This window comes from Donghicola mangrovi (assembly GCF_013377535.1).
Lineage (GTDB): Bacteria > Pseudomonadota > Alphaproteobacteria > Rhodobacterales > Rhodobacteraceae > Donghicola > Donghicola mangrovi.
On sequence record NZ_JABCJE010000001.1, the window covers coordinates 51,797 to 75,255 of the forward strand.

A 23,459-nucleotide genomic window follows, 5' to 3' on the forward strand; every position below is an offset into this window, starting at 1 on the left:
TTCAATCCTTGTGATGTCCGCAGACGGGGCAATCGGCCCGCGCCCGCAGGGTAATACTGCGTGTTTCGGCGTAAAGCGCGTCGTGGATCACCATCCGTCCGCGCACGGTCTGACCTGCGCCGGTGATGTCCTTGACGGCTTCCATCGCCATCATGGATCCGATGATCCCCGGCAGCGGGCCCGCGACACCGGCCTCGGCACAGGCGGGGGCCAGATGGGGCGCGGGGGCCTCGGGGAAGATACACTGATAACATGGGGTGCCGTTCGCCGGATCAAAGAGGCTCAGCTGCCCCTCCCACTGGGTCAGGGCGCCGGAAATCAGCGGTTTGCCCAGTTTGGCGCAGATCCGGTTGGTCAGATAGCGGGTGGCAAAGTTATCCGTGCCGTCCAGCACCAGATCGTATTCGCCGATCAACTCTTCGGCAAAATCCTCGGTCAGGCGGCGGTGATAGGGTTTGACGGTCACAAAGGGGTTCAGGGCCAGCATGTGATCTTGGGCGCTGAACACCTTGGGGCGGCCAATGTCGGCATCCGCGTGCAGGACCTGGCGCTGCAGGTTGCCGTTATCCACCTCGTCGGCGTCGATCACACCGATGGTCCCCACGCCAGCCGCCGCCAGATACAGCAGCGCAGGACTGCCCAGCCCCCCTGCCCCGACGACCAGCACCTTGGCCTCCTTCAAGGCCTTCTGACCGGGGCCGCCGATTTCGCGCAAGACGATATGGCGGGCGTAACGCTCTAGCTCGACGGGCTCGAAGGTGGATTTGGGTTTGGCTTCGGCCTTGGGGGCTTCTTTTTCAGCGATCTTGGTGCGGATGGCCCGCAGTCCGACACGGTACACCAGCGCCAGCCCGATCAAGCCGCCAACGATCAGCCACGGCTCCTTGCTGCCGCCAAGGGACATACGCAGCGGCGCCCCGTCCGGCAGCACCAGATGCGCCGCCAGAACGGCAAAATACAGGATCAGGATCATCACCCAGCGCGCGGACTTGGGCGTTTTCATCAGTACGCCGATGCCCCACAGCGCGCCAGCCATCACCAGAAACAGCAGCATAGCGTGTCCTTACTTCGACCCGGTCGAGCCGAAACCGCCGCCACCGCGCGCCGTCTCGCCCGAGAATTCTTCGACCACTGACAAATTAGGGCGAATGACCGGCAGGAACATCATTTGTGCGATACGTTCGCCGGGCTGGATCACAATCGGCTCGTTTCCGGCGGGATTGCGGTTCCAGACGCTAACGAAAATCTGGGCCGTATAGTCGGGATCAATCAGGCCGGTGCCGTTCCCCAGAACCAACCCGTGCTTATGCCCGAGGCCGGAACGCGGCAGGATCACTGCCGCCACATGGGGGTTGTTCATATACAGCGCCAGCCCCGACGGGATCAGAACCGCCTTGGCCTGAGGTTCGATCTGCATGGGCGCGTCGATACAGGCGTGCAGGTCGATCGCGGCCGCCATTTCGCTTTGATAGGTCGGCAAACCCCAGTCATTCAGCCGTTTGTCCAGAACCTTGACCTCGATTTCGGGGGTGAACGACGGGCTGGACATGGGCTCTCCTGACTTGGTGCGATTGCCTGCCATCTAAGGCCCCTTGCGGCGCGGGATGCAAGCACCTGCGGTCAGGAATTCCACAGCTGACCTATCCGGAAGGGGCACTTGGCAGAAAGGTATCTGAAATTTGAATGTTTGCAGAGAGAGGCGCGGTGCACTACCATGTTGGATAACAGTCGTAATTATTCTGCAGATTTTCTTTTCGCCATTTCCGACGCGCCTGTTTCCAAGAAGCCGATTTACTTTGTGCCTCACCGAAACGCGAGAAAAGAACAAGAATGCACAACTGGGATGACCTGAAATACTGCTTGGCGTTGAAACGGTACGGAACCATGTCCGGCGCCGCTCAGGCCCTTAAAACAAACGTCGCGACGGTATCCCGCCGCATACACGGCCTGTCCGAGGAACTGGGCATCCAGCTGTTCGTCAAGGACGGCCAGAAGTGGAAAGCCACCCCCTTTGCCGAGTCCCTGGCCGAGTTGGCAGAAAGCACCGACACCGAGTTGTCGCGCATCCGCCAAGAGGGCGAAGCCAGCAGCGATCCCAAGGAAGTCCGAATCAACTATGACGAGATGATCCGCCAATCGCGCCTGATGAGCGCGGTCTCGAACCTGTTCGAGACGGTGCCGAACATCACGTTCAAGTTACGCTTCGGCTCGGCCAGCCTGGGTTTCGGGGAAACGGACATCTTTCTGACCACCATCCCACTTGAGGAAGGCAATCTGGTCCAAAAACGCGTGGGCACCCTGCGGTCGGCGATCTGGTGCGGCTCTGCCCATCAGGACCGGCTGCAATCGTGGATCCGGGTCGAGGGCAACACCTCGATGGAAGAGCACCACTCTGCCCTGCTGGACGAAATGGGCGAAGAGCACATGATCCTGAATGACGGCCTGCTGTGCGCCGAAGTGATCCAGCGCGCGCCCTTTGCCGCCGCCTTGGTCGAGGATTATGCCGTGCGCCAGCGCGGCCTGCGGTTCCTGCCCCAGTTCGCCAAGAAAGAGCACGCAGTCTGGGCCTATTTCCACGCCACGCGCCGACAGGACAAAGTGATCCATGTGGCGCTGGACTGGATCGCGGAATCCTTCAAGGCCAAGGAAGAGGCTCTGGCCATCCCCGCCAAGATTCCCGATCTGACTTTGAAATCGATTGACGCCTGATCAGCCTTAGCCGCGCAAAAAGGTCGCCAGTTTCTGGCGGCGGCGCGCCGACTGGACGGCCAGCCCAGCGACCATGGCAAGACGTTCGCGGGACAGGTCATCCTTGAGCAGGAAGCCGTCCACATCCAGTCCGTTCAGCACGGAATTGAATTCCGAAATATCCAGACCGGACAGCAGCACGATTCCGATATCGGCACGGGCATCGCCCAGGCTGCGAGTCTCGGCCACGAACTCTGCACCCGTGGTGTCGCCCAAGTGGTAGTCCACAAAAACGACATCGGGCAGACCGTCGGTTCTGTTAGAAAGATCAGTGAAAAATTCTGTCGGCGAGCGGAATCTTTCAAGGCGAACGCTCGCCTCTCTGGTTAGCCAACGCCCCACTACTTCTGCATGCAGGTCATCATCTTCGATGAGCGCAATGCGCATCCCATACCCCAGTTCTGTTCTCTTTGGATTGGCGATTCGCCCGGAACCGCCATTGGAAACGGCGTATACTGGTAACGGGCAGCTTACCCCGGTTGGGGTATAGCAGCTGCTGGAAATACTATAGACAGGTTTCACATACCCTGTACCACAAAACCAGCCCCCAAGTACGTTTATCCGTCCAACACGTCCCATCCATGTAACACAATCCGCGTCCAACTATCGGAATGTAGAAACGTCTCTGCCCGGTTTTTCTTACATCTACTTATGCGCGCATTCGGATATCTGACAAAAACTTGCTGGTGCGACAGTTTTGGGTGTAAACTGATTAAGTCTTATTGGACGGGCACAGACGTGCACTTGTGCATAAGTAACCGGAAACGGGCCTACTTTGACCACAGGCGATGAACAGTCAGCTCTTCAGTTGGACTCTATTCCCGTTAGGGAATCTTTCGGAGGGGCAAATGGCGTCTGGATTTCCTGCAGGAGAGTCGTCCTCTAGGGGCGATGCGAATGTTACGGTACTCGTGGTCGAAGATGACATCGTCGATCAGGAAATCGTGCAACGTTCGTTCAAGCGGGCCAAGCTATCCCATCCACTGATTTTCGCCGAAAACGGGTTCGAAGCGCTGAAGATCATGCGCGGCGAACATCCCAAGACCAAAATTCAGGGCCCCTATATGGTGCTGCTGGATCTGAACATGCCTGTCATGGACGGTTTCGAGGTGCTCGAGGAAATGCGCTCGGATCGCGAACTGCGGGACAAAGTGGTCTTCGTGCTATCCACATCCGATGACGAGGGCGATGTCAAACGCGCCTATTCGCGCGGCATCTCGGGCTACATCCAGAAGGGCGACATCTCCGAAGGCTTCTCCGAAGCCACCAAGATGCTGTCGTCCTTTAGCAATGTCGTGATTATGCCCTAGGCCAGCGCGGCCGCGATCTCTGCTGCCAGTTTTGCGGATACCTCGGCCTTGCTCATGCGGGGCCAGTCCAGCACGTCATCGGCGCGCACAATCGTCACCTTGTTTTCGGTCCCGCCCATGATACCGGTTTCGGGCCGCACATCATTGGCGACGATCCAGTCGCACCCTTTGCGGGCGCGTTTCGCGGTGGCGTTCTCGATCACGTCATTGGTTTCGGCGGCAAAGCCCACGACCAGCGACGGACGCCCCTGCTCCATCTGCGACACGCGGGCCAGAATGTCGGGGTTTTCTGCGAATTCCAGCGTGGGCAGTTTGCCCGATTGCTTCTTGATCTTCTGACCAGAGGCGCTGGCCACCCGCCAATCCGCGACAGCCGCCGCGAACACCGCCGCATCCACGGGCAAAGCCCCCTCGACCGCAGTCAGCATTTCGGCCGCGGTTTCGACCTTGATCACCTGCGCCCCCGCGGGCGGCGCGACCGAGGCTGGCCCCGTCACAAACACCACCTCTGCCCCCAGCGCCATCAGCGCCTGCGCCAAAGCCGTGCCTTGCGCGCCCGAAGACCGGTTCGCGATATAGCGCACCGGATCAATAGGCTCATGGGTCGGGCCAGATGTCACCAGAATGCGCTTGCCAGCCAGCGGGCCAGTGGTCAGCGCCCTGCGGATCGCCTCAAGGATTTCGGCAGGTTCGGACATGCGGCCGGGCCCGTGTTCCCCGCAGGCCATGTCGCCCACATTGGGGCCGACCACCTGAATGCCATCGCCGATCAGGGTCGCCAGATTGCGCTGGGTCGCGGGATGCTCCCACATGCGGACGTTCATCGCGGGGACGATCATCACGGGCGTATCCGTCGCCATCAACAGAGTCGTCGCCATGTCATTCGCATGACCACCCGCCATCCGCGCCATCAGATCAGCGGTCGCAGGGGCCACCACCACCAGATCGGCCACGCGGCTGAGTTGGATATGGCCCATCTCGGCCTCATCGGTCAGGTCAAAAAGGTCGGTATACACCTTCTCGCCCGCCAGCGCCGACACGGACAGGGGCGTCACGAATTCACCGGCGGCCTTGGTCATCACGGGGGTCACATGGGCGCCCTGACCGCGCAGCAGGCGGATCAGTTCCAGCGTCTTATAGGCCGCGATACCGCCACCAATGATCAGAAGAATGCGTTTTCCGGCCAGCATGGCGCCCTCCCCTCTGGGTTCGGGTCAAGAGGTAAAGCCCCCGCCGCCAAAGCGCAATCACTGCGTTTTGCCAAAGCCTTCGCAGGGATCGCCGCGATCGGTGGGCTCGGTCACCAGCCACAGGTCATAGGGCGGGGCCTGATCGGGGGTCTCTTCGAACTGCCCGACGGACAGCACCGCCACAACCGGCGCGGCCAAGCGCAGCAGCGCGGGCATCCCCCAATCGGTGCGCGCGTGGCCATTTCCGGTGATCACCGCGACGGGCCCGCCGGTGTCGCGCAGCGCCCGCAGCGCCGCCTCGGCCAGCCGCGCGTCCCTGATCCGCTGAGCCGCAACCATGCCGCCCATCATCTCCATAGGCATCGCCTCGCAATGGGCGTCGAACTGTTCCTGTTCCCGCTCGGCCTGCTGCGCTTCGGGCAAGGGCTGTTCCAGACCATACGCCCCGGCCCCTGCACCAAAGACTGCCGCCGCCCCATCACTGAAGGCTGCGCGCAACTCCGCGCTCGGGACATTGCCGCCATAGAGGGCCGCCTTGGGCGCCGCCTGAAACACCGGCCAATACATGGACAGCTCTGGCCAGCCGCTGTTTTCCCAGTCGGTCGCTTTGGCAAACGCCGCCATGTCCGTGCGGTCCACACCCTCCAGCGCCGCGACCTGCGCTGGCGTCAGCATCTCGAACACCATTGCCTTGGGGCCAAGGGCAGCCACAGCCGCCGCTTGGTTCAAATGCTGCTGCTCGGAATCGTGGAATTCGCCAAAAACAAAGACCTGCGCATCGGGCAGATGCTGCAGGTCTGTCACATCAATCTGCTCTGCCCCCACGGGGGCAGCCAGACAGATCATCATCGGGATCAAAGCACAGGGTTTCATCCCAAGAAGGCATGAACCTCTTTGCGACCGCCTTCAAGCGACTTGCGCATTTTCTGATAGGCCGCAGCCTCAAGCTGGCGCACGCGCTCTTTGGACAGGCCCAGTTCCGTGCCCAAGCTCTCAAGCGTCCGTGCCTCGTCCCGCAGTTTGCGTTCACGAATGATGAACCGCTCGCGCTCGTTCAGGGCCGACATCGCCTCAACCAGCCAGTCGCGCAGGCGCTCGGTGTCATGGGCGTGTTCGACCACCTCGGAGGATTGCGCGCCGTCATCTTCCAGCGCCTCGATCCACTCGCGCCCCTCTTCGTCAGAGCTTTGCGAGACGTTGAGCGAGAAGTCGTTCCCCGACAGACGCCCTTCCATCATCACCACATCCGCCAGCGGAACGCCGACCTCGGTCGCGATCAGCTGGTGCAGCTGGTCGCGATCCAGATGCTCGCCATTCGCAGCGGCCTCGCGCTCCAGTCGGGCCTGAACGCGGCGCATGTTGAAGAACAGGGACTTCTGGCTGCTGGTAGAGCCCGTGCGCACCATCGACCAGTTGCGCATCACGTAGTCCTGAATAGAGGCCTTGATCCACCAAACCGCGTAGGTCGAGAACCGCACACCGCGATCGGGATCGAACTTGTCTGCCGCCTTCATCAGGCCCAGACCGGCCTCTTGGATAAGGTCATTCATGGGCGCGCCATAGCGCTTGAACTTTGCCGCCATAGAGATCGCCAGCCGCATATACGCCGTGATCAGGCGATGCAGCGCGGCCTCGTCGCGATGGTCCCGCCATGCGTAGGCCAGCGCCAGTTCGGTTTCCGCGTCCAGAAGTTCAGCCTTTTTGGCTGCGCGCGAAAGTGAAAGATCAACCTGACTATCCAATACCGCCATCACAACCCCCTGAGCCATGGCCCGCTTGACGCGTGCCTCATTTCGGTTTCTGCATTACCTACGCACGAGCCCCCCATTTGGTTCATTCGAAGGAGCAAAAAAATGTTGCCGGATCTCACAATCGTTATAGGGGGCGCGGCATCGGGCAAGTCGGACTACGCAGAACGGCTGGTGCGAGAGGCCTCGGATCAGCGCCTGTACATCGCCACCGCGCAGGCGTGGGACGACGAAATGCGCGTGAAAATTCAAGCACATCAGGATGCCCGTGCCGCCGACGGCTGGCGCACGGTCGAGACCCCGATGGACCCCGCCAAGGCCCTGACCGCCATGGCCTCTGACGAGGTCGCGTTGCTCGACTGCGCGACTATGTGGCTGACCAACCAGATCCTGTCCGAGGGCGATCTGGACACCGCCAAGCATGCTCTTTTCGATGGCCTCTCGCAGGCACCGGGCCGCGTCGTGATCGTCACGAACGAGGTCGGCGCAGGCATCGTGCCGGAAAACGCCCTCGCCCGCCGGTTCCGAGAGGCGCAGGGCCGTCTGAACCGCGATCTGGCCGAGCGCGCCGGATTGGTCGTGACCGTCATCGCGGGCCTGCCGCTGGTGCTCAAGGGCACCCTGCCATGAGCCGCCTGTATCTGGTGCGCCACGGCCCGACCCATGTGAAGCGCCTGATCGGCTGGACGGATGTGCCCGCCGATCTGTCCGACACCGCCGCGTTGACGCGTCTGTCCGCCGCCCTGCCCGATGCGCCCGTGGTGTCATCCGACCTGCTGCGCGCCCGCACCACCGCCGACGCGATCTGCGGAGGGCGTCCCCGCCTACCCCATGATCCCCGCCTGCGCGAAATCCACATGGGCGCGTGGGAGGACCGCGATTGGCAAGACGTGGACAGCGCCTATGGCGACGCCCTGCGCGATTACTACGAGCACCCCGGCGACACCGCCCCGCCCGAGGGCGAAAGCTGGAACACTCTGTCCGCCCGCGTCTGGTCCGCGATCACCGAGTTGATGCCCCATCACCCCACCCTGATCGTCGTCGCCCATATGGGGCCGATCCTGTCGGTCGTTCAGCGCGCCAAGGGCATCACCGCCTATGAGGCGCTCGGCCACCGGATCGACCCCTTGTCCCTGACCGAGATAGACATGCACGTTCCCTCGTCGATCCGCATCAACCACCTTCCCTGAGTTAACCAACCGGAAACCATCCCTGCGCTATCCCGATCCCACGGGGGCTGAAACATGGTTACCAAAACCTACACCGTTGCGTTCGAGGGCGTCACCGCCCGCCAGGTCGAGGTCCAGTGCACCCTCGCCGCTGGCCTGCCGTCCTTTGCCGTGGTCGGTCTGCCGGACAAAGCCGTGTCCGAAGCCAAAGAGCGTGTCCGCGCCGCGCTGGAAACCTTGGCCATCGCGCTGCCCTCAAAGAAGATCACGATCAACCTATCGCCTGCCGACCTGCCCAAAGAGGGCTCACATTTCGACCTCCCCATCGCATTGGCCCTGCTGGCCGCGATCGAAGTGATCCCAGCCGACATGGCCGAACAGACGGTTGCTCTGGGGGAATTGTCCTTGGATGGGCGGCTCATTCAGGTGTCGGGCGCCCTGCCCGCCGCCATGACCGCCGCCGCCGAAGGCCGCACCCTGCTATGCCCCGCCATTTCGGGCCCCGAGGCCGCTTGGGTCGGCGACTGCCCCGTCATCGGAGCGGCCGATCTGGGGGCCGTCCTGCGCCATTTCACCGGTCAGGCTCTGCTCGAACACGCCACTCCGGGCGAAGTCCACCAGTCCACCGCCGCCACCTGCCTCCGCGATGTTCGCGGTCAGGAACGGGCGAAACGCGCGCTGGAAATCGCCGCCGCCGGCCGCCATCACCTGCTCATGATCGGCACGCCGGGTGCTGGCAAATCCATGCTGGCCGAACGTCTGCCCACAATTCTGCCGCCACTTAGCGCCGCCGAAGCGCTGGAAACCAGCATGATCCATTCCGTCGCCGGACTGTTGAAACAAGGGGGCATTTCCCGCACCCGCCCCTTCCGCGCCCCGCATCACACGGCCTCGATGGCGGCCATGGCGGGCGGCGGCAAAGGCGCGAAACCGGGCGAAATGAGCCTTGCCCACAACGGCGTTCTGTTCATGGACGAATTTCCGGAATTCCCCCGTAACGTGCTAGAAACCCTGCGCCAACCCATCGAAACCGGCCAAATCATGGTGGCCCGCGCGAACGCCCACACCCATTATCCTTGCCGGTTCATGCTGGTCGCGGCCGCAAACCCGTGCCGCTGCGGTTACCTAACGGACGCCGAGCGCGCCTGCACCCGCGTCCCGAAATGCGGCCAAGACTACATGGCCAAGGTCAGCGGTCCCCTCATGGACCGCTTCGACATGCGGATAGAAATGCCACCGGTCAGCTACCAAGACCTGACCCTGCCCCCATCGGGCGACACAAGCGCCACCGTAGCCCAGCGCGTGGCCGGCGCATGGTCGATCCAGTCCCAAAGGTATCAGGACATTCCGTCAATCCGATCAAACGCCGAATGCTCCGGCGCCATTCTGCACGAGTGCGCCGCCCCCGACCCCGAGGGCGCGCAACTTCTGCATCGCGTTGCCGAAAAGATTGGACTAAGCGCCCGCGGATACCACCGCATCCTACGGGTCGCTCGGACAATTGCCGATCTGGATCACAGCGCCGCGGTCCGCATGCCTCACATAGCTGAGGCCGTCAGCTACCGCTTGACAGTGTCCCCCGATCGGGAAATCACTTGATTAGCCGCGTTTTGCTTCGATCACTTGCCAGATCTTCTCGGCCACATTGATCCCGTCAAAGCGCTCGAGTTCCTGAATACCGGTTGGCGAAGTCACGTTGATCTCGGTCAGGTAATCGCCAATCACGTCGATCCCGACAAAGATCAGCCCCTTCTCTTTCAATACCGGCCCGATGGTCGCGCAAATCTCTTTGTCGCGCTCGGTCAATTCAACCTTCTCGGGCTTGCCACCGACGTGCATGTTGCTGCGGGTCTCGCCTTCTGCCGGAACGCGGTTGATTGCGCCTACAGGCTCACCATCCACCAGTATGACCCGTTTGTCGCCCTTGGACACAGCAGGCAAAAACTGCTGCGCAATCAAGGGCTCGCGGGAAAATCCGGTAAATGTCTCGAAGAGTGATGCCAGATTGCGATCATCGCGCGTAAGCTTAAAGACACCTGCCCCACCGTTCCCGTAAAGCGGCTTGACGATGATATCGCCATGATCGGCTTTAAAGGCCTTCAGCGTTTCAAGGTCGCGGGCAATCGCAGTCGCTGGAGTTAATTCGGGAAAATCCAGAACCATTAGCTTCTCGGGGCTATTCCGAACCCAGAACGGATCATTAACGACCAGCGTCTTGTCCCGAATCCGATCCAGAAGGTGCGTCGTGGTGATATAGTGCATGTCGAACGGCGGGTCCTGACGCAGCCAGACCACATCTATCTCCGTCAGCGGAGTATCGACGAACTCACCTAAAGAAAAATGGTCACCCACCACACGCCGCACCGTCAGAGGAGCCATGCGCGCATAAACTTGCCCCTCGCGGTAGTACATATGATCCGGCTCGTAATAATAGAGTTCATGACCCCGAGCCTGTGCCTCTTCGGCCAAACGGAAAGTACTATCTGCGTTGATGTTGATCGGACCGATCGGGTCCATCTGGAATGCAACTTTCAGGGCCATGGCGCTTCTCCTTCGTCATTGACCGAATAGATGGCGCGGAGATGGCTCTACTGCAATGCCTCAGGCCGCCATTAGGGCATTTTCCAGAATTTGGATCGCCCCCATCTGGTCCATGAGCGCCACATCCAAACGCATACCGACATTGGTGCGACCGTAAAGTTTTCCGGCATATTCTTCGGCGGCGCGCATAATGCGCTGCTGTTGACGGCCAGTCAGGGACTGGGCCGCACGATCATGGGTTTTGGAAGCTTTGACCTCTACGAAGACAAGCTCACCCGCTTTTTCAGCGACGATATCAATCTCACCGCTGCGTCCACGCCAACGGCGTGCCACGATACGATGTCCAGCATCTTCATACTGCCTTGCCACTGAGTCCTCGGCGGCGAGGCCCGCCAGATACGAAACTTTTCCGCTCATCCATCGTCCTTTCCCAGTTTCAGCGCCAACTGATAGACCTTGCGTCGCGGCATCGCATTGGCTTGGGCCACCGCGTCGCTCGCATCTTTTACAGACATACGCGAGAGCGCATCTTTTAGCTGCTGCTCAATGGATTCTTCGTTAACCGCCGATGCGATCTGGCGGCCGATCAGAACAACGATTTCGCCCTTGAGTTGGCGCTCAGACAGCTGTGCGTTGATTTCGCTCAGGTTTCCGCGCAGGACTTCCTCGAATTTTTTAGTAAGTTCTCGGCAGATCGCAACCTCACGATCGCCGCCCAAAACCTCGACCGCATCGTTGATCATCGCAGCGACACGCTTCGGCGATTCGTAGAAAACCAGTGTGGCGGGCACTTGGCCAAGCTCGACCAAGGCGGAACGGCGCTGCGATTTTGTGTTGGGCAAAAAGCCCGCAAAAAGAAACTTGTCGGTCGGCAGGCCCGCGATGGTCAATGCGGTCAGAATGGCCGACGCGCCGGGGGCTGCGTGAACGGGAAATCCTGCTGCGATCGCGTCTTTGGACAGCTGGAAGCCCGGATCGGCGACCAGGGGCGTACCCGCTTCGGAGGCATAGGCGACCGTTTTCCCCTCGGCCAGCGCTTGCATCAAGCGCGGACGGGCTTGGGGGCCGTTGTGATCGTGATACGCGACCAAAGGCCGGTCCCCCAGCGGGATGCCGTGGATATCCATCAGATGGCGCAGGGTGCGGGTGTCTTCGGCTGCCAGAACGTCTGCCGAGGCCAGAACATCCAAGGCTCGCAATGTGATATCGCGGGCGGTCCCGATCGGTGTTGCAACAAAATACAATCCCGAGGCGAGAGCTTCTATTTTATGATTACCCACTGGACCCATGCCCCCTGTACTCTATGATCCGCCCCAACAACTGCTCTGTGGTCAATTGTGTGTCAGGGGGATTCTGAAGTGGCTATCATCAAGTTTTTGGCGCAGGCCCGCAAGGCCGTGAAGTGGGCGGCATTGCCTGTCGCCGCTTTGGCTTTGTCGGCGTGCGAACCTATTGCCACCAGCCCCAGCGCTGCCAAAGGCCCGAAACTGGGCGCCGGCGACAGGGTCAAGGTCGCACTTCTGGTTCCCAAAGGCACAGGTCAGGCCGGTGACGAAGTGATTGCCACCGCTCTGGAAAACGCCGCCCGCATGGCGATTGCCGATCTGAACGGCGCAAATATTGACCTGACCGTTTACGGCACCGCTGGCAGCGCTGCAGGCGCAACGAACGCTGCCACCGCCGCCGTAAACGAAGGGGCCGACATCATTCTGGGCCCGGTTTACGCCGATGCCGCGAACGCCGCCGGTGTTGTCGCCGCGCAGAAAGGCGTGAACGTGCTAGCGTTCTCGAACAACCGCACCATCGCGGGGAACAACGTTTTCGTTCTGGGGCCGCTGTTTGAAACCTCGGCCGAGCGTCTGCTGAAATATGCGAAATCGCAGGGCAAGCAGTCGGTTGCAGGCATCTACGCCGATAACCTGGCCGGTCAGCTGGCAAAGCACGCGGTTGACAACGCCGCCAGCCGCGCGGGCATCACCGTGACCGGCAGCGTCGTGCACCCGTTCTCGCAGCAGGGGATCGTCGATGCGATGCCCAGCATCAAGCAGGCCGCACAGGCCGCTGACAGCGTCTTCCTGACCTCGACCACCGATGGCGCCCTGCCCTTGCTGACCCAATTGCTGCCCGAGCAAGGCATCAACTCGGCCGAGCACCAATTCATCAGCCTGACCCGTCTGGACATCCCGCCGCAGACGCTGGAACTGCCCGGCGTTCAGAACGCATGGTTCGCCCTGCCCGATCCGGCGCGCACCACCCTGTTCAACGATCGCTATAAATCCGCTTACGGTTCGCCCGCGCACTCGATCGCCGGTCTGGCCTATGATGGCATAGCAGCGATCGGTGCATTGGTGGCTTCGGGCCGTCAGAACGCCCTGAGTGCCCAAAGCCTGACCCAATCGCAGGGTTTCGAAGGTGTAACTGGCATTTTCCGCCTGAATCCGGACGGAACCAACGATCGGGGTCTTGCTGTTGCCACCATCCGCGATAAGCAGGTCGTCGTAATCGACGCCGCCCCCCGCAGCTTTAGCGGTGCCGGTTTCTGATCCGGCACCCCTTTAAGGGACAGAAATGACGAACGACCTGATTTGCCCGGCCGAAGAAATTTTCGACCGGGCAGCGATTGATACAGCCATTGCCTCGGCGTTTGCAGAGGCCGCTGGAAACACCTCCGAGTTCCGCAAAAACGCTCTGAAGATCCTGCAGGACGCCCAGAAACTGGGCCGCACCCGCATCGAAGAGGCCTTGGCGAAGTCCCCCTTTGCCGCACGCGAGACGACCCACGCCTATACCTATCTGACCGATGGGCTGGTGATTGCGGTGCTGAAGATCGCCTCAACCTACATCCATCCGCTGGCCACCCCGACCGAAGGCGAAAAGCTGTCGGTTCTGGCTGTGGGCGGCTACGGGCGTGGGGACATGGCGCCGTTTTCGGACGTGGACCTGCTGTTCCTGACCCCCTACAAGATCACCCCTTGGGCCGAGAGCGTCATTGAAACGATGCTCTATCTGCTGTGGGACCTGCGGATGAAGGTTGGCCACGCCAGCCGCACCATCCCCGACTGTATCCGCCTCGCCAAAGAGGACTTCACCATCCGCACCGCTCTCTTGGAGCAGCGCTATCTGGCGGGTGACGAGGCCCTTGCGAACAAGCTGCACACCCGCCTGCGGGACGATCTGTTCAAATCCACGGGGCGCGAATTCATCGCAGCCAAGCTCGAAGAGCGGGACACCCGCCACGAAAAGCAAGGCGGCCAGCGTTATGTCGTTGAACCCAACGTCAAAGAGGGCAAAGGCGGCCTGCGCGACCTGCAATCCATGTTCTGGATCGCGAAATACGTGCACGGCGTCGATGATGCGGCTGATCTGGTGCCCTTGGGCGTGTTCACCAAAGACGAATACCGCCTGCTTGTCCGCGCCGAGGATTTCCTGTGGGCCACCCGCTGCCACCTGCATCTGGTGACCAACCGCCCGACCGAACAGCTGACCTTTGACCTGCAGGTCGAGATTGCCAGCCGGATGGGCTATGTGGACACCGGCGGGCGCCGCGCGGTCGAACACTTTATGCAGGACTACTTCCGCCACGCCACCTCGGTGGGCGATCTGACCCGCATCTTCCTGACCTCGCTCGAGGCCAGCCACAACAAGCCGGGCCCCTCTCTGGCGACCCTGTTCCGCCGCCGCAAGAAACTGCGCGACGGGTACAAAGAGATCAACAACCGCCTCGCCATCGTCAACGACAAGGAATTCCTGTCGGACCCGCTGAACTTCCTTCAGCTGTTTGACGAAGCCTTGCGCACCGGTCTGCTGATCCACCCCGATGCGATGCGTCTGGTGGTGGCGAACCTCAAGCTGATCAACGACGAGATGCGCAACGATCCGGCGGCGAACAAGATCTTCCTTGATCTGCTGCTGAAACGCGGCAACCCCGAGCGCGCCCTGCGCCGGATGAACGAACTGGGTGTTCTGGCGGCCTTTATGCCGGAATTCGCCCCCATCGTCGCGATGATGCAGTTCAACATGTACCACAGCTACACGGTGGACGAGCATACCATCCAGTGCATCAGCCAGATGGCGCAGATCGAACGTCAGGAACTGACCGAGCCGCTGCCGCTGGCCTCCTCGATCTTTGACGAAGGGCTGAACCGCAAGGTCCTCTATGTCGCCATGCTGCTGCACGATATCGGTAAGGGCCGCAAAGAGGATCACTCGATCCTCGGGGCGCAGATTGCCCGCCGCGTGACCCCGCGTCTTGGCCTCAAGAAAGAGGAATGCGAGACCGTGGAATGGTTGGTCCGCTATCACCTGCTGATGTCCGACGTGGCACAGAAACGCGACATCTCGGACCCGCGGACGGTGCGCGACTTTGCCAAGGTGGTGAAGAACCGCAAGCGTCTGGACCTGCTGACCGTGCTGACCGTCTGTGACATCCGCGGAGTGGGCCCCGACACGTGGAACAACTGGAAGGCCATGCTGCTGCGCCAGCTCCACGCGGAAACCGCCAAGGCGCTGGAACACGGGCTCGAGGAAATCAACCGCGAGACCCGCGGCAACGAGGCCCGCAAAGCCCTTCGCGATGCCCTGCCCAAGTGGTCCGAGGCCGATCTCAAGCACGAGACCAAGCGCCACTATCCGCCCTACTGGACCGGCCTGCCCCCGCAGACCCACGTGATCTTTGCCGAGCTGCTCAAGGACATTCCGGACGATGAAATCCGCATCGACCTGAAGCCCGACACCGACCGCGACGCGACCCGTGCGTGCTTTGCCATGGCGGACCATCCGGGCATCTTTGCCCGTCTGGCCGGTGCGCTGGCGCTGGTGGGCGCAAACGTGGTGGACGCGCGGACCTATACGTCCAAGGACGGCTACGCGACCGCCGTGTTCTGGGTTCAGGACGCCGATGGCCACCCCTATGAGGAATCCCGCCTGCCCCGTCTGCGCGACATGATCGGCAAGACGCTCAAGGGCGAGGTTCTGGCAGGCAAGGCGCTCAAGGACAAAGACAAGTTCAAGAAGCGCGAGAAAGCCTTCCGCGTGCCGACCCACATCACCTTCGACAACGAGGGATCGGAAATCTACACGATCATCGAAGTCGACACCCGCGACCGCCCCGGTCTGCTCTATGATCTGGCGCGCACCCTGTCGGGGGCGAACGTCTATATCAGCAGCGCGGTGATTGCGACCTACGGCGAGCAGGTGGTCGACACCTTCTACGTCAAGGACATGTTCGGATTGAAATTCCACTCTGCCAGCCGGCGCGAGAGCCTTGAGAAGAAACTCCGAGAGGCGATCGACAAAGGCGTTGAAAGGGCAATTGCTTGAAACCTATACGGTTGATGTCAGGCTTTCTGACGGTCGGCGGCTGGACCTTTGCCAGCCGCATTCTCGGCTTTTTGCGGGATATGGCCATCGCATCCATGTTGGGTGCGGGCCCCGTCGCCGAGGCGTTTCTGATCGCGTTCTCGCTGCCGAACATGTTCCGCCGCTTCTTTGCCGAAGGGGCGTTCAACATGGCCTTCGTACCCATGTTCTCGAAAAAGCTCGAGGGCGACGAGACGCAGGCGCAGGCCCGGGTTTTCGCGCAGGATGCCTTTGCAGCACTGGGATCTGTGCTGATCGTGTTCACCGTCATTGCCCAGATTTTCATGCCCGCGCTGGTGCTGGCGATGGCCAGCGGCTTTGCCGGGGATGAGCGGTTCGATCTGGCCGTTCTGTTTGGCCGCATCGCGTTTCCCTACATTCTGCTGATCTCCTTGGCGGCTCTGCTGTCGGGTCTGCTGAACGCGACGGGCAAGTTCTTTGCCGCGGCTGCTGCGCCTGTTGCGCTGAACCTTGTGTTTCTGGGGGCGCTTGGGCTGGGGAATATCTTTGGCTGGAACCCCGGTCTGACGCTGGCGTGGTCGGTGCCTGTGGCGGGTGTGATCCAGATGGGCATCGTGTGGCGCGCCGCTGCTGCCGAAGGCTACCGTCTTTACCCCCGCCTGCCCCGCCTGACACCCGAAGTGCGCCGACTGGCCGTGATCGCAGGCCCTGCCGCGCTGGCGGGCGGTGTGGTTCAGGTGAACCTGCTGATCGGCCGTCAGGTCGCCAGCTATTTCGATGGGGCCGTGGCGTGGCTGAACTATGCGGACCGCCTGTACCAGCTGCCCTTGGGCGTGGTGGGTGTGGCCATCGGCGTGGTGCTACTGCCCGACCTGTCCCGCCGCCTGCGCGCGGGCGATACCGCTGGCGGGCGTGACGCGATGAACCGCGCAGCCGAGGTGTCCTTGGCACTGACCATCCCCGCCGCCGTGGCGCTGATTGCGATGCCCCATGCGCTGGTGACGATCCTGTTCCAGCGCGGCGCCTTTGACGCGGCGGACACCCAGTCCACGGCGCTGGCGGTTGCGGTCTATGGCCTCGGCCTGCCGTCATTCGTGCTGCAAAAGGTCCTGCAGCCCCTGTTCTTTGCCCGCGAGGACACCAAGCGCCCGTTTTACATCGCGCTGGCCTCGCTGGCGATCAACCTTGGTATGGCGGTCGGCCTGTCGCCCTTTATCGGGTATATCGCGGCCGCTTGGGGCACCACTCTGGCCGGTTGGGGCACTGTTGTGCTGCTGTGGATCATGTCCCGAGGCATGGGAGAAGCCGCCCAGACCGACGCCCGTTTCCGTTCGCGGATCTGGCGGATCATCGTGGCCTCGCTGGCAATGGGGGCGATTCTGGCGGCCCTGAGCAGCGTTCTGACCCCGATGTTGGCCAATGGCGCCCTGAAACTGCCGACCCTGCTGGCGCTCGTGATTTCGGGCATCGTCAGTTATTTCGGGATCGGTCAGGTGATCGGCGCCTTCCGCCTGTCGGAATTCAAGCGCAACCTAAAAAGGTAAGAAATACCTACACTACCGATTAAGGTGTGAACTGCTAGTCTCCCGCCACGCAGCCAAGTGGTGGGAGATGAGGCATGCCAAACAACACAGCCCTGCGGATCGTGGGGTTCTTATTCTGCTTGTCCGGCGCGTTGGCCTTGGGGCTGCCCGCCGTTGCCTCCTTGGCGATCGAGGTCGCGATCGGGTGGCTTTTTATTTTCATTGGAACGATCCAGATCATCTCTGCCGCACAGGGCGCGGGCCATCCCGTGATGCGCGGCACAGTCGGTCTGGGTGTGGTTTCGCTGCTGCTGGGGGTGGTGCTGATCAGCGCGCCTGCGGCAGGGCTTCAGACCCTGACAATGCTGGTGGCGCTGCTGTTCATGCTGTCCGGCCTGCTGAAAATCGCGATTGGCCGTTCCCTGCGCAGCGGGCCATCGGCCAGGCCCCTGATCCTGTCCGGCGCGGTGTCCATGGGGCTCGGCCTTTGGGTGCTGGCCACCCTGCCCCGCAGCGCCGCCGTTACATTGGGGCTGCTCTTGGGGCTAGAGCTGCTGTCCCACGGGATCGCAGCCCTGTTTGTGGCCAACCTTTTCGCAGATCAGTCGGAACGCTGACGCAGCTTGTTCAGGATTTTGGCCCAACCGCCGGGGCTGACCACAAAGGACATCAGGAACCCTGCGGCAAAACCGCCGATATCGGCAACCCAATCCTTGGGGCCGCTGAACAGCACCGCAAACAGCAGCTGAACCCCCAGCAGCATACCGATCAGGGAAAAGGCGCGGATCTGCGCCTCTCCCATTTCGCCCATGCGCAGCCACAGCAAATAGGTGAACCCGCCGATCAGACCGTAGGCCCCCGGATAGGCCCCAAAGAGCAGCTGCTCACCGCCGACGAACACCCCATAGGTGATCGCCCCGATCACCGTTGCCACAAAGAAAACCGAGATGGTGGCCAGTGCGCCGAACCGTTCGCCGACCATTTTCCCAAGGGCCAGCACGAAAACCCCGCCGAACAGCGCATGGGTGAACGTCCCGTGGATAAAGGCATAGGACACAAAGCGGATCATATGCTCGGCCGGGAATACGCGGTTCTCGATCATCCACCAGAACACGCGGGGCGAAAAGGCGTACTTCTCGAGCAGAGACATGCGCCAGCCCACCGCCAACGGCCCGCCGATGATGCCGCGATCGGCCAGCGACAGCACGGCCTCGATCCCGATCAGCACCAGAAACAGCGCCATAATGTAGGGCGGTACAGGGTTGATGGGACGATTATGGGGCTGGTTGTTCATGGGGCAATCCTTGACGTGGCCTTTGGGCAGGGGGTAAGCGATGCAGGCCTTAAAATCCAGACGGAGAATTCCGATGACTGCAGCCACCCATACCCCCCGTGTGCTTTCGGGGATCAAACCTTCGGGCGGTTTGACACTGGGGAACTACCTCGGTGCGATCAAACGCTTTGTGGATATGCAGGGACAGGACTACGAGACCATTTATTGTGTCGCGGACCTGCATGCGATCACCGTCTGGCAAGACCCGGCCGAGCTTAAGAACGCAACGCGCGAAGTCGCCGCCGGTTTCCTTGCGTCGGGCATCGACCCGACCAAATCGATCCTGTTCAATCAGGCGTCGGTCCCGCAGCACGCGGAACTTGGCTGGATCTTCAACTGCGTCGCGCGTGTGGGCTGGATGAACCGCATGACCCAGTTCAAGGACAAGGCCGGTAAAAATTCCGAAGCGGTGTCGCTGGGTCTGTATGCCTATCCCGCGCTGATGGCCGCCGACATCCTGATCTATCACGCGACCCACGTCCCCGTGGGCGAGGACCAGAAGCAACACGTGGAACTGACCCGCGACATCGCGACCAAGTTCAACAACGACTTCAAGGCCGAGAACTTCTTCCCGCTGTGCGAGCCGATCATCGAAGGCCCCGCCACCCGCGTGATGAACCTGCGCGACGGGTCGAAAAAGATGTCGAAATCCGGCGAGTCGGACATGGAGCGCATCAACATGACCGATGACGCGGACACCATCGCCAAGAAGTTCAAGAAGGCCAAGACCGACCCCGAGCCCCTGCCCGAGTCGCTGGACGGCCTGAAAGAACGCCCCGAGGCGCGCAACCTGGTGAACATTTATGCCGCCTTGTCTGAGCAGAGCAGCGAAGCCGTGATCGGCGAGTTCGGCGGCGAAGGCTGGGGTAAGTTCAAGCCCGCGCTGGCAGAACTGGCGGTTGAAAAGCTGGCCCCCATCTCGGCCGAGATGAAGCGCCTGATGGATGACCCCGCCGAGATTGACCGACTGCTGCTGAATGGCTCCGAGGCGGCGCAGGCGATTGCCGAGCCGATCCTGCAGCAAACCTACGATATCGTGGGCCTGCTGCGTCCGCGCCGTTAAGGGAAGCTGCATGGTTTTAGAAATTGTTTACACGACTCGGCTAGATTGAGGGTGTTGACGATTTTCATGACCATTCCTGTTTCCCCAACAGAAGTCTTTTTATGACGAAATGGCCCTCGCGAAAGCGGGGGCTTTTTCGTTGCAGGCTCTTCTGAAGCGGCGCGGCACGTCGCGGTGGTGCCGTGGGTATTTGAACCAAGATGAAGGACACGCGCTTGCCAGACGGGATGGGGCAGTGCAGAGTTGGCCCCTAGTCAGGAGGGCCAAGATGCGCAAATTCCTAGTTGTTCTGGACGACACCCGAGAGTGTCTGAATGCCATGCGCTTTGCTGCGATGCGTGCGTCCCACACCGGTGGCGGCGTCACGATCCTGTCGATCATTCCGCCCGACGAGTTCAACCACTGGATCGGCGTTGGCGACATCATGCGCGAAGAGGCCCGCGAACGGATCATCGCCCATTACGAGGTGTTCGCCAAATGGATGCGCGACAAGCAGCACGTGGAACCCGAACTGGTGATCCGCGAGGGTGAGCCTGTGCCGGAAATTCTGGCACATGTTCGTGAGGACCCCGAGGTCGGCGTGCTGGTGTTGGGGGCGGGTTCGGGCAAGGGCGGACCGGGCCCCTTGGTCACGCAACTGACGCGCAGCTCGGGATCTTTGCCCATTCCGTTCACCATTGTGCCGGGCGATCTGAGCAAAGAGCGGCTCGAGGCGATCACCTGATAAGCTGACTTTAGAATTATTCTAAACCTTGACACCACGACGGCCCGCCCGCATATCCAAGGGCGAGACAACCGGAGGCTTCCTATGTTCATCCAGACTGAATCGACCCCGAACCCGGCCACGTTGAAGTTTTTGCCCGGTCAGGCTGTTCTAGAGGTTGGCACTGCGGATTTCCCCAGCGTCGAGGCTGCGGCCAAGTCGCCTCTGGCCAAGCGCCTGTTCGCCGTTTCGGGCGTGAGCGGCGTATTTCTGGGCAATGATTTCGTGACCGTCACCAAGAGCGACAGCGTCGAGTGGGATCACATCAAGCCGAACCTGCTGGGTGCCATCATGGAGCATTTCCAGTCCGGCGCGCCCGTGATCGACGAAGGCGAGACTGCGGCTTCGGGTCATGCGGACCACAGCGGCGAGGATGCCGAGATCGTCACCCAGATCAAGGAACTGCTGGACACCCGCGTGCGTCCGGCTGTGGCTCAGGATGGCGGCGATATCACGTTCCACGGCTTTGACCGCGGCGTTGTGTATCTGCACATGCAGGGGGCCTGCGCGGGCTGCCCGAGCAGCACCTTGACCCTGAAAATGGGCATCGAGAACCTGCTGCGCCACTACATCCCCGAAGTCACCGAAGTCCGTCCCGTCGCCGTATAACGATGGTCTGGACTCTGGCATTCGATACGTCGGCCGCGCATTGCGCGGCCGCTTTGCTGCGCGGGGACCAGTTGGTTGCTGCGCGGGCCGAGGATATGGGGCGCGGTCAGGCAGAACGTCTGATGCCCCTCATTCAGGAAGTTCTGGCCGAGGGTGGCTGCCCCATGTCCGATCTGGATGTGATCGGTGTGGGCGTCGGCCCCGGCAACTTTACCGGCATCCGGATTTCTGTGTCCGCGGCGCGGGGCATGGCGTTGGCCTTGGGCATTCCGGCGGTCGGGGTTTCGACCTTGGACGCGACCGCGCTGGACGCAGAACGCCCCGTGCGCGTGCATGTCCCTGCCCCCCGTGATCAGGTCTATGAGCAAGGCTTTGGCTGCGAACCCGCTGTTCCGCTCATGCGCGCCGGTGGCACGGACGGCGACACCCCTGTGATCCTGCCCCCTGCCCCCGCCGAACTGGCCGAACGCATCGCGCGCATCGCCCTGACCCGCGCCCCGTTCGAGACCGAGGCCCCCGCCCCCCTGTACCTGCGGGCCGCCGATGCCGCTCCGGCCAAGGACGCGCCGCCGGTCATCCTGCCATGACGCCCCAAGAGCTGGCCGATCTGCACCACAAAGCGATGACCGAAACCCGCCCGTGGACGGATGCGGATTTCGCCGATCTGCTGGCCCAACCCGATGTCTTTGTGGTGGGGGATCTGCGCAGCTTTGCCTTGGGGCGTGTTGTGCTGGACGAGGCCGAGCTGCTGACCATCGTGACCGATCCGGATTTGCGCCGTCAGGGCCTTGGTGCCCAAACTCTGAGCGCCTTTGACACCGAGGCCGTTGCCCGCGGAGCCGTCATGGGCTTTCTCGAGGTCTCGGTTGAAAACCAAGCTGCCACAGCGCTTTACCTGCGCAGCGGCTGGACGCGCGCGGGAACTCGCAAGCGATACTACCACTTGCAGGACGGCCGCGTGGTCGATGCATTGGTGATGTCGCGATCATTGGCGCAGTGAACGCTGGGTCAACTGACCAAACAATCAAAAATTCTATTGACCCTTTCGGGCCCGTGCGCACTAAACTGGCCGGAGCCGGACTCTGATGTCCCGAGCCAAAGGGAGCGCCATTCGCAACAGGCAGCCCCCGCGTCCAACAGGAGAAACACCATGACCGTGATGCAGAAATTCTTTGGCGCCGCCGCAGCGCTGGCCCTGACCGCAGGTGCCGCCGCCGCCGAGCCCGCCTTGATCTATGACCTTGGCGGTAAGTTCGACAAAAGCTTCAACGAAGCCGCCCACACCGGCGCGGAAAAATGGGCGTCGGAAACCGGCCAGAAATACCGCGAGATCGAGCTTCAGTCCGAAGCCCAGCGCGAGCAGGCCCTGCGCCGCTTTGCCGAGGCTGGCGCGAACCCGATCGTCATGGCGGGCTTTGCGTTCGGCAGCGCCCTAGAGGAAGTCGCGGGCGACTATCCCGACACCAAATTCGCGATCATCGACATGGTGACCGACAAGCCGAACGTGCGCTCGGTTGTCTTCAACGAGCACGAAGGCTCGTATCTGGTCGGCATGCTGGCCGCGATGAAGTCGGCCTCCGGCACCGTTGGTTTCGTGGGCGGTATGGACATCCCGCTGATCCGCAAATTCGCCTGTGGCTACGTGCAGGGCGCCAAAGCGGCCAACCCCGATGCCAAGGTCATCCAGAACATGACCGGCACCACCCCTGCCGCGTGGGGTGACCCGGTCAAGGGCGCCGAACTGACCAAAGCCCAGATCGCTCAGGGCGCGGACGTTGTGTACCACGCAGCAGGCGGCACCGGTGTGGGTGTTCTGCAGGCTGCTGCCGACGAGGGCATTCTGGGCATCGGCGTCGACAGCAACCAGAACTACATGCACCCCGGCAAGGTTCTGACCTCGATGCTCAAGCGCGTGGATAACGCGGTTTATGACGCCTTTACCGCTGGTCCCGACATGGAAACCGGCATTCAGGTCATGGGCATCGCCAATGGCGGCATTGGCTATGCGATGGACGACAACAACTCTGCCCTCGTGACCCCCGAGATGAAAGCAGCCGTCGACGCAGCCGCCGCGAAAATCGCAAGCGGCGAGCTGGTCGTGCACGACTACATGTCCGACAACACCTGCCCCGTCGAGTAAGGC

The 23,459-nt window shown here is 61.7% G+C and carries 25 protein-coding genes; 15 read left to right on the forward strand and 10 right to left on the reverse strand.

Annotated features, from left to right (window positions below):
- Window position 1 precedes the first annotated feature (1 nt).
- Window positions 2-1,054 (reverse strand): HesA/MoeB/ThiF family protein, encoded by a 1,053-nt coding sequence (locus HJ536_RS00255; protein WP_177156296.1) that lies wholly within the window; start codon window positions 1,052-1,054, stop codon window positions 2-4.
- A 9-nt stretch (window positions 1,055-1,063) separates the two neighbouring features.
- The gene (gene dut, locus HJ536_RS00260) at window positions 1,064-1,582 is read right to left on the reverse strand and encodes a dUTP diphosphatase (RefSeq protein WP_476699283.1); all 519 of its coding nucleotides are present in this window, start codon (window positions 1,580-1,582) and stop codon (window positions 1,064-1,066) included.
- A 248-nt stretch (window positions 1,583-1,830) separates the two neighbouring features.
- Here dut and HJ536_RS00265 point away from each other — a divergent pair, with 248 nt between their 5' ends.
- Window positions 1,831-2,709, forward strand: coding sequence for a LysR family transcriptional regulator (locus HJ536_RS00265; protein ID WP_177156297.1), 879 nt, complete (start codon window positions 1,831-1,833; stop codon window positions 2,707-2,709).
- 6 nt (window positions 2,710-2,715) lie between these two features.
- On the opposite strand, the gene HJ536_RS00270 is transcribed toward HJ536_RS00265, so the two are convergent.
- On the reverse strand, window positions 2,716-3,135 hold the full coding sequence (locus HJ536_RS00270; protein WP_177156298.1) for a response regulator: 420 nt from the start codon (window positions 3,133-3,135) through the stop codon (window positions 2,716-2,718).
- A 461-nt stretch (window positions 3,136-3,596) separates the two neighbouring features.
- Here HJ536_RS00270 and HJ536_RS00275 point away from each other — a divergent pair, with 461 nt between their 5' ends.
- On the forward strand, window positions 3,597-4,058 hold the full coding sequence (locus HJ536_RS00275) for a response regulator (RefSeq protein ID WP_176853005.1): 462 nt from the start codon (window positions 3,597-3,599) through the stop codon (window positions 4,056-4,058).
- On the opposite strand, the gene coaBC is transcribed toward HJ536_RS00275, so the two are convergent.
- From coaBC to HJ536_RS00290, 3 genes are read right to left on the reverse strand one after another with little or no spacing between them, the layout of a single operon-like run.
- Window positions 4,055-5,248, reverse strand: coding sequence for a bifunctional phosphopantothenoylcysteine decarboxylase/phosphopantothenate--cysteine ligase CoaBC (gene coaBC, locus HJ536_RS00280; protein WP_177156299.1), 1,194 nt, complete (start codon window positions 5,246-5,248; stop codon window positions 4,055-4,057). The two genes, HJ536_RS00275 and coaBC, sit on opposite strands and share 4 nt — an antisense overlap.
- 57 nt (window positions 5,249-5,305) lie before the next feature.
- Window positions 5,306-6,121 (reverse strand): ChaN family lipoprotein, encoded by an 816-nt coding sequence (locus HJ536_RS00285; protein WP_177156300.1) that lies wholly within the window; start codon window positions 6,119-6,121, stop codon window positions 5,306-5,308.
- Window positions 6,118-6,999: an RNA polymerase factor sigma-32 gene (locus HJ536_RS00290; RefSeq protein WP_176853002.1), complete on the reverse strand. Its 882-nt coding sequence runs from the start codon at window positions 6,997-6,999 to the stop codon at window positions 6,118-6,120. The genes HJ536_RS00285 and HJ536_RS00290 overlap by 4 nt, the downstream gene beginning before the upstream one ends.
- A 102-nt stretch (window positions 7,000-7,101) precedes the next feature.
- Here HJ536_RS00290 and cobU point away from each other — a divergent pair, with 102 nt between their 5' ends.
- From cobU to HJ536_RS00305, 3 genes are read left to right on the forward strand one after another with little or no spacing between them, the layout of a single operon-like run.
- Entirely contained in the window at window positions 7,102-7,626 is a 525-nt protein-coding gene (gene cobU / locus HJ536_RS00295) for a bifunctional adenosylcobinamide kinase/adenosylcobinamide-phosphate guanylyltransferase (RefSeq protein WP_177156301.1), read from the forward strand.
- Complete coding sequence (locus HJ536_RS00300) at window positions 7,623-8,186, forward strand: histidine phosphatase family protein (RefSeq protein WP_177156302.1); 564 nt, start codon at window positions 7,623-7,625, stop codon at window positions 8,184-8,186. The genes cobU and HJ536_RS00300 overlap by 4 nt, the downstream gene beginning before the upstream one ends.
- A 54-nt stretch (window positions 8,187-8,240) precedes the next feature.
- Window positions 8,241-9,764 (forward strand): YifB family Mg chelatase-like AAA ATPase, encoded by a 1,524-nt coding sequence (locus HJ536_RS00305; RefSeq protein WP_177156303.1) that lies wholly within the window; start codon window positions 8,241-8,243, stop codon window positions 9,762-9,764.
- On the opposite strand, the gene gshB is transcribed toward HJ536_RS00305, so the two are convergent.
- The 3 genes from gshB to rsmI all read right to left on the reverse strand — a co-directional run bounded on the left by gshB (window position 9,765) and on the right by rsmI (window position 11,995).
- On the reverse strand, window positions 9,765-10,700 hold the full coding sequence (gshB, locus tag HJ536_RS00310; protein WP_177156815.1) for a glutathione synthase: 936 nt from the start codon (window positions 10,698-10,700) through the stop codon (window positions 9,765-9,767).
- A 66-nt stretch (window positions 10,701-10,766) separates the two neighbouring features.
- On the reverse strand, window positions 10,767-11,123 hold the full coding sequence (locus HJ536_RS00315; protein ID WP_177156304.1) for a YraN family protein: 357 nt from the start codon (window positions 11,121-11,123) through the stop codon (window positions 10,767-10,769).
- Window positions 11,120-11,995, reverse strand: a complete 876-nt coding sequence (rsmI, locus tag HJ536_RS00320; protein ID WP_177156305.1) for a 16S rRNA (cytidine(1402)-2'-O)-methyltransferase — start codon at window positions 11,993-11,995, stop codon at window positions 11,120-11,122. The genes HJ536_RS00315 and rsmI overlap by 4 nt, the downstream gene beginning before the upstream one ends.
- A 75-nt stretch (window positions 11,996-12,070) precedes the next feature.
- Here rsmI and HJ536_RS00325 point away from each other — a divergent pair, with 75 nt between their 5' ends.
- The 4 genes from HJ536_RS00325 to HJ536_RS00340 all read left to right on the forward strand — a co-directional run bounded on the left by HJ536_RS00325 (window position 12,071) and on the right by HJ536_RS00340 (window position 18,165).
- Window positions 12,071-13,249 (forward strand): penicillin-binding protein activator, encoded by a 1,179-nt coding sequence (locus HJ536_RS00325; protein ID WP_420811076.1) that lies wholly within the window; start codon window positions 12,071-12,073, stop codon window positions 13,247-13,249.
- Between the two features lie 25 nt (window positions 13,250-13,274).
- Entirely contained in the window at window positions 13,275-16,025 is a 2,751-nt protein-coding gene (locus HJ536_RS00330) for a [protein-PII] uridylyltransferase (RefSeq protein WP_177156306.1), read from the forward strand.
- 14 nt (window positions 16,026-16,039) lie between these two features.
- Complete coding sequence (murJ, locus tag HJ536_RS00335; RefSeq protein WP_228028605.1) at window positions 16,040-17,569, forward strand: murein biosynthesis integral membrane protein MurJ; 1,530 nt, start codon at window positions 16,040-16,042, stop codon at window positions 17,567-17,569.
- A gap of 74 nt (window positions 17,570-17,643) precedes the next feature.
- On the forward strand, window positions 17,644-18,165 hold the full coding sequence (locus HJ536_RS00340; RefSeq protein WP_177156308.1) for a DUF308 domain-containing protein: 522 nt from the start codon (window positions 17,644-17,646) through the stop codon (window positions 18,163-18,165).
- On the opposite strand, the gene HJ536_RS00345 is transcribed toward HJ536_RS00340, so the two are convergent.
- Window positions 18,150-18,929 (reverse strand): rhomboid family intramembrane serine protease, encoded by a 780-nt coding sequence (locus HJ536_RS00345; RefSeq protein ID WP_338082397.1) that lies wholly within the window; start codon window positions 18,927-18,929, stop codon window positions 18,150-18,152. The genes HJ536_RS00340 and HJ536_RS00345 overlap by 16 nt on opposite strands.
- Between HJ536_RS00345 and trpS the strand changes: the two genes are divergently transcribed.
- The 6 genes from trpS (at window position 18,916) to HJ536_RS00375 (ending at window position 23,456) form a co-directional block, all read left to right on the forward strand.
- Window positions 18,916-19,944 (forward strand): tryptophan--tRNA ligase, encoded by a 1,029-nt coding sequence (gene trpS, locus HJ536_RS00350; RefSeq protein WP_177156309.1) that lies wholly within the window; start codon window positions 18,916-18,918, stop codon window positions 19,942-19,944. The two genes, HJ536_RS00345 and trpS, sit on opposite strands and share 14 nt — an antisense overlap.
- Window positions 19,945-20,212: 268 nt before the next feature.
- Window positions 20,213-20,668 (forward strand): universal stress protein, encoded by a 456-nt coding sequence (locus tag HJ536_RS00355; protein WP_177156310.1) that lies wholly within the window; start codon window positions 20,213-20,215, stop codon window positions 20,666-20,668.
- Between the two features lie 84 nt (window positions 20,669-20,752).
- Complete coding sequence (locus HJ536_RS00360; protein ID WP_176852991.1) at window positions 20,753-21,316, forward strand: NifU family protein; 564 nt, start codon at window positions 20,753-20,755, stop codon at window positions 21,314-21,316.
- Window positions 21,317-21,318: 2 nt separating this feature from the next.
- The gene (tsaB, locus tag HJ536_RS00365; RefSeq protein WP_177156311.1) at window positions 21,319-21,903 is read left to right on the forward strand and encodes a tRNA (adenosine(37)-N6)-threonylcarbamoyltransferase complex dimerization subunit type 1 TsaB; all 585 of its coding nucleotides are present in this window, start codon (window positions 21,319-21,321) and stop codon (window positions 21,901-21,903) included.
- A complete protein-coding gene (locus HJ536_RS00370; RefSeq protein ID WP_177156312.1) occupies window positions 21,900-22,316 on the forward strand; it encodes a GNAT family N-acetyltransferase in 417 nt (138 codons plus the stop codon). Before tsaB ends, HJ536_RS00370 begins: the two co-directional genes overlap by 4 nt.
- Window positions 22,317-22,466: 150 nt before the next feature.
- The gene (locus tag HJ536_RS00375) at window positions 22,467-23,456 is read left to right on the forward strand and encodes a BMP family lipoprotein (protein WP_177156313.1); all 990 of its coding nucleotides are present in this window, start codon (window positions 22,467-22,469) and stop codon (window positions 23,454-23,456) included.
- Window positions 23,457-23,459 lie beyond the last annotated feature (3 nt).